This is a genomic window from Streptomyces recifensis, assembly GCF_002154615.1.
In the GTDB taxonomy this organism is placed as follows: Bacteria; Actinomycetota; Actinomycetes; order Streptomycetales; family Streptomycetaceae; genus Streptomyces; species Streptomyces griseoluteus.
In genome coordinates this window covers 1-531 of sequence record NZ_MUNH01000633.1, presented here as the reverse complement: position 1 = coordinate 531, position 531 = coordinate 1, and the positions used below count along the sequence as shown (strand labels likewise).

Below are 531 nucleotides of genomic sequence, written 5' to 3'. Positions count from 1 at the left end.
TCGGCCAGGCCCGCCAGGCCGGTGCCGCGACCGGCGTCGGCTCCGCCGATTCCGTCGTCGCGGATTTGGAGCATGAGGTGGTGGGGGGTGTGCCAGAGGTCGAGGGTGGCGTGGTGGGCGTGGCTGTGTTTGCTGATGTTCTGGAGGAGTTCGCTGGCGGTGTAGTAGGTGATGCCTTCGATGGCGGGTGCGGGTCGGGTGGGGAGGTCGACGGTGAGGGTGACGGGGACGGTGCAGCGGGTGGCGATGGCGGAGAGGGCTGCGTCGAGTCCTCGGTCGGTGAGGACGGCGGGGTGGATGCCTCGGGCGAGGTCGCGGAGTTCTTTGAGGGCGGTTTTGACTTCGCCGTGGGCTTCTTCGACCATGCGGGCGGCTGTTTCGGGGTCGTGGTGGAGTTTTTCCTTGGCGAGTCCGAGTCCCATGGCGAGGTTGACCAGGCGTGCTTGTGCTCCGTCGTGCAGGTCGCGTTCGATACGGCGCAGGTCGGCGGCGGCGGTGTCGACGACCACACCCCGGTCCGACTCCAGCTCC

The 531-nt window shown here is 68.4% G+C and carries 1 protein-coding gene; it reads right to left on the bottom strand.

All coding sequences use genetic code 11. The annotated features are described in order from the left end of the window. On the bottom strand, positions 1 to 531 hold a 531-nt coding region (locus tag CCN33_RS27470; RefSeq protein WP_244173954.1), incomplete at both ends, for a sensor histidine kinase.